The organism is Bacillus sp. LR--39 (assembly GCF_053613335.1).
Genome location: NZ_JBSIOT010001247.1, coordinates 1 through 591 on the forward strand (window position 1 = coordinate 1; position 591 = coordinate 591).

Sequence of the window (591 nt, forward strand, 5' to 3'; positions counted from 1 at the left end):
GAAGCCCTTTTCCATGGCGATTTCTTTCAGTTCGGCAAACTCGTCAGGATGGTAATATTTCTGTACTTTAATGTGTTTTTTGGACGGCTGCAGATACTGGCCGATTGCCATGATGTCGACGTTGTTCGCAAGAAGGTCGTCCATTGTTTCGATGATTTCTTCTTTTGTTTCGCCAAGACCGATCATGATGCTGGATTTCGTCGGGATGTCCGGCTGCATCTCTTTGGCGCGGCGCAAAAATTCCAATGATCTTTCATATGTAGCTCTCGCACGGACTCTCGGCGTCAGGCGGCGGACCGTTTCAATATTATGGTTTAAAATGTCCGGACGCGTATCCATCAGCGTTTTCAAATTATTATAGTCTCCGCCCATATCGGACGGCAGAACTTCGATTGTTGTAAATGGGCTTTTTCTCCGGACGGCGCGTACGGTTTCGGCGAATACCCCCGCTCCTCCGTCTTTTAAATCGTCACGGGCAACGGCTGTAATGACCGCGTGTTTCAGGTTCATGATGCTCACAGAATCTGCGACTCTTTCCGGCTCATTCAAGTCAAGCTCTGTCGGCAGCCCCGTCTTCACCGCACAGAAGCG

General features: G+C 49.7%; 1 protein-coding gene. It reads right to left on the reverse strand.

From position 1 onward, the window contains the following. The coding region (locus ACWHAR_RS29740) for a lipoyl synthase (RefSeq protein WP_452088771.1) at window positions 1–591 on the reverse strand (591 nt) is incomplete at both ends.